Below are 5710 nucleotides of genomic sequence, written 5' to 3'. Positions count from 1 at the left end.
GTCCTGCAGGTCGCGCACCAGCGCGTCGGGATCGTCGCCGAGCAGGATCGAGGCGACGCCCTTTTGGCTGGACGCGACCAGGATGGTGCCGAGCGAGGTCTCGCCAACGGCGAAGCGGATCTCTTCATGGGAGCCGCCGGCGCGATAGCGCGTCGGCGTCATGCCGAGCATACCAATGGATTTCTCATAGAAACGCCCGCTCGAATTGAAACCGGCATCGTAGATCGCAGCCGTCACGCTGGTGCCGTCTTCCAGGCCCTGGCGGACCCTGGCGGCGCGGTGTGCGGCGGCATAGTCCTTCGGCGTCAATCCGGTGACCGCCTTGAAGATGCGGTGGAAATAACCGGCGCTGCGGCCGGCGGCATCAGCCAATTCAGCGAGCGAGGGTTCTTCCTCGCTCTGCTCGATCCTGCGGCAGGCAGCGGCGACCATCGCCGCGTTGCCGGCCTCGAGCGACGGGCCATGTGGATCGCAGCGCCGGCACGGGCGAAAACCGGTCGCCCTGGCCTGGTCCAGCGTGTCGTGCAACTGCACATTTTTCGGATTGGCGCGCCGAGACGGACAGGAAGGCCGGCAATAGACGCCCGTCGTCGCCACCGAATACCAGAATGCGCCGTCAGCGGATTTGTCGCGCGCGACGATGCGCGCCCAGCGCGGATCGTCGGTGATTTGCAGCGGCGCGGACTTCAGATTCTTGGCCAGGGTGATGAACATGACCGCATTGAAGCCACCACAAGCCGGCCCCGCCACCCGTTTCCTGACAAGTGCCTGGAGAACCTCACTTGCCTTTCCCAATTTGGGAAAATCCTCTTGTTCCCAATTTGGGAATTTGCTATATCAGGTCATGCAGATAATTGCCAAGAAGGCGCTGAAGGATTTTTGGGCAAAACACAATCAGGCCGAAGCTCCTTTGACGGCTTGGTATGTGGCTGTCGGGAATGCTGATTGGAAGACCCCGGCTGACGTCAAGTATGCGTTTGGAGCGACAGTTGATTTCGTAGGTGACAATCGCATCATTTTCGACATTAGCGGCAACAAGTATCGTTTGATTGTCCACGTCGCCTACAAGTTTCACCGCGTTCTGATCAAATTCGTCGGCACGCACAAAGAGTATGACAAGATTGATCCGGAGAAGGTGTGATGGAAAACATTCGACCCATTAAGACCGAAGCCGATTACGATTGGGCGATCGCCGAAATCACTAAATATTTCGAAAATGAGCCGGAGGTCGGCTCTCTCGATGGTGACCGGTTCGACGTTCTCGCAACCCTGATCGAGGCTTATGAGGATAAGCACTACCCGATTGAAGCACCGGATCCCGTTGAAGCCATTCATTCGCACATGGAACTGTTCAACCTGTCGCGGAAGGCGCTGGCCGAGGTGATCGGATCATCACCCCGGGCGACCGAGGTGTTGAACAAAAAGCGCGCACTCACCCTGGATATGGTCTTCAAACTGAACAAGGAATGGAAAATTCCCGCCGAAGTCCTCGTGCAACCCTATCACCTTGCAAATGACAGGGGCCGCAGGCGCGCCTAACATGCACCGATTCTCCTAAGCCGCGCGTTTGGGCTCCACCGCGAACGGGCTGAGGCCGAGCCAGGTCTGCATCTTCCTGCCGATGGCCTGGTCGCCGGTCAGGGCAACCCTGGCGCCGGCCTTCTCGACGGTCAGCACTCCCATCCAGATCGCCGTCATCGTGTGCAGGTCGGTCGAGACGTAGAGATCGACATCGAAGCCCGGATCGTACCAGCACAGATCGACCTCACCGTGCTTCTCGACGATCAGCCACCACGACCGTTTGGACGCCGGGAGATCCTGATACAGGAATTGTATCACCGTGCGCCCTTCAGGCAGCGGCGAGGGGTTTAGATTGCGCCGCATGTCCCACATCAGCAACGACGGATCGAGGTTCTTCAGCGACAGCCGGGATTCGACCCATTTCTGCCCCCAGAAGCCCATTGCCTCGACGACAGGACGCAAATCCCGGCCGGCTTCCGTCAGCCGATATTCGAAGATGCCTTTTTCGCCCGGCACTTCCTTGCGCTCGACGATCCCGGCGATCTCAAGTTCCTTCAGCCGTTGCGACAGAAGGGTCGGCGACATTTTGGGGACGCCGCGGCGAAGATCATTGAAGCGGGTCGAGCCGGCCACCAGTTCACGCATCAGCACCATGGTCCAGCGGGTGCACAGCACCTCAGCGGCCATCGATAGCGGACAGAATTGTTTGTATCCGTGCTGGCTCATGATTGGTGCCTCTCCCTCAAACCTGACCGAATATTAGGCCTTCATGAATGAAGCGGCCAGTACGGAAACTGTACTGCCCCGGTACAGATCGCGGACTGGTTGGCGAGGGTCCTGCCATGCGAGCCTTTTGGCCGGTTGCACGGGATACGCCTGTGCACCGCAACCAGGAGACCACCATGACCGCCTACGTTATCGCAGACATCAAGATAAACGACCCGCAGTGGGTGCCGGCTTACGCCGCCTCGGTGCACGATCTCGTCCACAAGCATGGCGGCAGATATCTGTCGCGCAGCGGCAATGTGAAAACGCTTGAAGGCAAGCCGCTCGATACCACGCTGATCGCGCTGATGGCGTTCCCGTCGGAAGCGGCGGCGCGCGCCTTCACCACCGATCCTGCCTACGCGCCCTTCGTCTCGGCCCGTCAGGACGGCAGCGACAGCCGTTTCCAGATGATCGACAACACCGATCTGGCCGGAACGATCCCGTATCTGCCGAAGGGATGATCCTTTTCGGTAGCCGTTACATCAATTTCGGGATCTCCAAGCAACAACAGCCACAGCGCTTGCCTGCCGGGCCTCCGTATTTTCGGCGGCCGGCCAGCTGTGCTTTTTCAAGAAGAATGGAATGAAGATGATATCAAACTTTCGCAGCGGACTTCTTATGGCGGGGACCATGCTGGCAATCTGCACCACCCTCGCGCAGGCGCATCAGGAGCCGGCTGAAGCTGCCTCCGGCCCGCTGGCCGACAAGGTGCGGGCTGTCAACAGCCGGTTTGTCGACGTCAAGGCAGCGGTATCAGAGGGCTATGCGCCTATTCCTTGTGCCAGCGGCATCACCGGCGGCGCCATGGGCATCCACTATGTCAACGGCCAGTATCTGAAGGACGACAAGATCGACATCGCCCGTCCCGAAGCTGTGATGTACGAGCCGATGGCCGATGGCACGCTGAAGCTGGTGGCGGTCGAGTACATCACTTCGAAAGGACCGGCATCGTTGGACGGCCAGCTGTTCAATTTCAACAGCGCCCCCAACCGCTATGGCCTGGGTGAATTCTACGAGCTGCATGTCTGGGCCTGGAAAGGGAACCCGACAGGCACGTTCGCCGACATGAATCCGAAAGTGTCATGCGAGCACGCAATGGCGCCGAGCCAATAAGCAATGAGGCCAGGCGGCATTGACGCCGCCTGGCCCGAACGATCGTTTTGCCTGATCGCCTCAGGCGGTCTTGATCAGACCGAGCTGGGTGAGGGCGGTGACGCCGTCATCGAGGCCGATTTCCTCGACGATCCTGCCGTCAACCACCTTCAGCACCGTGGTGCCGGTGAAGCGCATGGTGCGGCCGGTGGCGGCCGGCAGCGAACCGACGAGGAAGTCGCCGAAGGCTGGGCCGGTATGCGTGCCGCCGCCCTCCCACTGGCCGACGACATAGTCGCCCTCGGCAATCAGGTCGGCGGTGGCCCAGAAGTTGAGGTCCGGGAAGGCGGCGCGGAAGTCGGCCATGAAGGCCTTGATGTCGTCGCGGCCGCGGCGCGGCTCGTGCAGCGAATATTTCAGCAGCATGTCGGGTGCCGCGATCTCGTCGACGACCGACAGATCGCAACGTTCACCCCAGAAGTGGGTGAACCATCTGACGACGACGGCCTTGTTGTCTTCTTGCTTGGTCATTGGAAGGTCCTTGTTGTTGTCGTGCATGGGATCATCGGCGCCGCCGATGATCCAGGGGTCACCGGCTTGCGCCGCTGACCTGGGCAGCAGTAGGACGATCCGCCAGACACAAAACTCCGGTTCCTGCCGGCCAATCGAAAAGGCGGGTTCGGCGCCGGGCAGGGCCGCCTGGGCCGGAACCCGTTCCGCTGAGCCCAAGCATGGCTGCCCCGCCTCAGCTAGACCCTGGAAATCGGATGGCCACGGGAGAAGGCGATGGCAATGAAGAAGACCTATGAAAAGCCGAGGCTCGAGAAGCGCGAAAGACTGTCCGGCGTGACGGCGGGCAATGTCGTGTCGTCGACCTGGGGAAATTGACGGCTGCCTGGAGTAGTTCGGTACGGCCTTGATGAACAGGGGCTCCCAATCAGACGTCGACACTCCGCCCGCGCGGTAACTGTTTCTTCTCTGGTTTTGCCGCAGATTGCGCCGCGGTGGAGCAGGCGAAGCAGACGATGGCGCGTCAGGGTAAGAAAAGTCGCAATGGAACGTTCTGGGCAAAAGCCCTGGAGCGCGCGCATCTTGGCGTCTGGGACTGGGATCTTGTGACCGGCGACTGCTTTTATTCCGCGACCTGGGCGCGGATGCTAGGCTACGATGAGAGCGAATTGGCCAACACCAGCGACCTTTGGCTGCAACTGACCCATCCCGACGACCGCGAGCGGGCGCTGGCCAGCGGCGACCGCCACATTGCCGGCCTGACCGACGCCATCGAGACCGAATTGCGGCTGAAGCACAAGCAGGGACATTGGGTATGGGTGCTCGATCGCGGCGGCGTCGTCGAGCGCGACGCGATGGGAAAGCCGCTCAGGCTGATGGGTGTGCAGACCGACATCTCCAAGCAGAAGGCCGCCGAGGCCGAACTCGAGCAGGTCAATGTGCGGTTTCGCCTGGCGCTCGCCGCCAGCGGCACCGGCATCTGGCACCACGACCTCGCGGGCGGCAAAAGTTATTGGGACCAACGCACCAGGGAGATTTTCGGGCTCGTCTCCGACACCGCCGAAGTCGAGCGCGACCACTGGTTCGGCTATCTGCATCCGGACGACAAGGAGGCCGCGTCGCGCGCGCATCTGGTGCCGCTCGAAACGGACAAGGTCACCGCCGTGCAATACCGCATCGTGCGGCGCGACGGAGAGGTCCGGCACATAGAATCCCTGCTGCGTTTCATCGCCGACCCGCAAATCCGGGACCGCCGGCTGGCGGGGCAGATCCTGGGCACGGTGCGCGATATCACCGAAGACAAGCAGCGCGAGCAGGAGCTTGCCTATGCGGCCCGCCATGACGCGCTCACCGGTCTCTTGAACCGCGCCGCGTTCGACCGGCTGCTGGCCGATCATATCGCGGCCGCGCAGTTGCTGCCGCTTTCCGTGTTCTATGTCGATCTCGACTACTTCAAGGCGCTCAACGATTTTGCCGGCCACGCGGCCGGCGACCTGGCACTGAAAAGCGTTGCGCAAGGCATTCTGGGCTGCCTTCCCGCGACGGCGCATGCCGCGCGCCTGGGCGGTGACGAGTTCGCGCTGCTGATGCCCAATTGCGATGCGGCGCAGGCCGGGCGGCTGGCCGACGCGGTACTTGCCGCGGTTCGCGATGCCGAACTTGGATCGACGGCCACGTCGCGCAAGCTGGCGGCCTCGATCGGTATCGCTTTCGTCGATGACGCCGACACGACGGTGGCCGACGCGCTGGCCTGTGCCGACGACGCCTGCTATGCGGCCAAGGCCGCCGGGCGAAACCGATTTGCCGTCTTCTCCACCGA

At 61.7% G+C, this 5710-nt stretch carries 9 protein-coding genes; 6 read left to right on the top strand and 3 right to left on the bottom strand.

The window, feature by feature from the left end:
* On the bottom strand, window positions 1–714 hold a 714-nt coding region (locus EN994_RS15215; protein WP_164745932.1), incomplete at its 3' end, for a bifunctional transcriptional activator/DNA repair enzyme AdaA.
* 130 nt (window positions 715–844) lie between these two features.
* Here EN994_RS15215 and EN994_RS15210 point away from each other — a divergent pair.
* Window positions 845–1141 carry a type II toxin-antitoxin system HigB family toxin gene (locus EN994_RS15210; protein ID WP_063170283.1) on the top strand — a complete coding sequence of 99 codons (297 nt, stop codon included), beginning with the start codon at window positions 845–847 and terminating at the stop codon, window positions 1139–1141.
* Window positions 1141–1539 (top strand): type II toxin-antitoxin system HigA family antitoxin, encoded by a 399-nt coding sequence (locus EN994_RS15205; RefSeq protein WP_024501642.1) that lies wholly within the window; start codon window positions 1141–1143, stop codon window positions 1537–1539. The genes EN994_RS15210 and EN994_RS15205 overlap by 1 nt, the downstream gene beginning before the upstream one ends.
* Window positions 1540–1554: 15 nt before the next feature.
* Here the strand turns inward: EN994_RS15205 and EN994_RS15200 are convergent, their stop codons facing one another.
* A complete protein-coding gene (locus EN994_RS15200; RefSeq protein WP_024501641.1) occupies window positions 1555–2247 on the bottom strand; it encodes a helix-turn-helix domain-containing protein in 693 nt (230 codons plus the stop codon).
* A gap of 176 nt (window positions 2248–2423) precedes the next feature.
* Between EN994_RS15200 and EN994_RS15195 the strand changes: the two genes are divergently transcribed.
* Window positions 2424–2750, top strand: a complete 327-nt coding sequence (locus EN994_RS15195) for a DUF1330 domain-containing protein (protein ID WP_013530739.1) — start codon at window positions 2424–2426, stop codon at window positions 2748–2750.
* Between the two features lie 121 nt (window positions 2751–2871).
* A complete protein-coding gene (locus tag EN994_RS15190) occupies window positions 2872–3402 on the top strand; it encodes a hypothetical protein (protein ID WP_181172688.1) in 531 nt (176 codons plus the stop codon).
* A gap of 60 nt (window positions 3403–3462) precedes the next feature.
* Here the strand turns inward: EN994_RS15190 and EN994_RS15185 are convergent, their stop codons facing one another.
* Complete coding sequence (locus EN994_RS15185; RefSeq protein ID WP_063170282.1) at window positions 3463–3912, bottom strand: ester cyclase; 450 nt, start codon at window positions 3910–3912, stop codon at window positions 3463–3465.
* Between the two features lie 255 nt (window positions 3913–4167).
* Between EN994_RS15185 and EN994_RS15180 the strand changes: the two genes are divergently transcribed.
* Together EN994_RS15180 and EN994_RS15175 are read left to right on the top strand one after the other, a co-directional pair.
* Window positions 4168–4269, top strand: a complete 102-nt coding sequence (locus EN994_RS15180) for a hypothetical protein (RefSeq protein ID WP_013530742.1) — start codon at window positions 4168–4170, stop codon at window positions 4267–4269.
* A gap of 137 nt (window positions 4270–4406) precedes the next feature.
* A partial coding sequence (locus EN994_RS15175) for a diguanylate cyclase (RefSeq protein WP_127307625.1) occupies window positions 4407–5710 on the top strand: 1304 nt, incomplete at its 3' end.

The sequence above is a fragment of the Mesorhizobium sp. M7A.F.Ca.CA.002.09.1.1 genome, assembly GCF_003998555.1.
In the GTDB taxonomy this organism is placed as follows: Bacteria; Pseudomonadota; Alphaproteobacteria; order Rhizobiales; family Rhizobiaceae; genus Mesorhizobium; species Mesorhizobium ciceri.
The sequence above is the reverse complement of the archived record's forward strand: the minus strand, read 5'-3'. Positions and strand labels throughout refer to the sequence as shown.

What these genes read in the sequence shown, in the direction of transcription:
- EN994_RS15195 (WP_013530739.1), top strand. Translation starts at nt 2,424, where the DNA reads ATGACCGCCTACGTTATCGCAGACATCAAGATAAACGACCCGCAGTGG.
- EN994_RS15180 (WP_013530742.1), top strand. Translation starts at nt 4,168, where the DNA reads ATGGCAATGAAGAAGACCTATGAAAAGCCGAGGCTCGAGAAGCGCGAA.
- EN994_RS15200 (WP_024501641.1), bottom strand. Translation starts at nt 2,247, where the DNA reads ATGAGCCAGCACGGATACAAACAATTCTGTCCGCTATCGATGGCCGCT.
- EN994_RS15185 (WP_063170282.1), bottom strand. Translation starts at nt 3,912, where the DNA reads ATGACCAAGCAAGAAGACAACAAGGCCGTCGTCGTCAGATGGTTCACC.
- EN994_RS15210 (WP_063170283.1), top strand. Translation starts at nt 845, where the DNA reads ATGCAGATAATTGCCAAGAAGGCGCTGAAGGATTTTTGGGCAAAACAC.
- EN994_RS15190 (WP_181172688.1), top strand. Translation starts at nt 2,872, where the DNA reads ATGAAGATGATATCAAACTTTCGCAGCGGACTTCTTATGGCGGGGACC.
- EN994_RS15205 (WP_024501642.1), top strand. Translation starts at nt 1,141, where the DNA reads ATGGAAAACATTCGACCCATTAAGACCGAAGCCGATTACGATTGGGCG.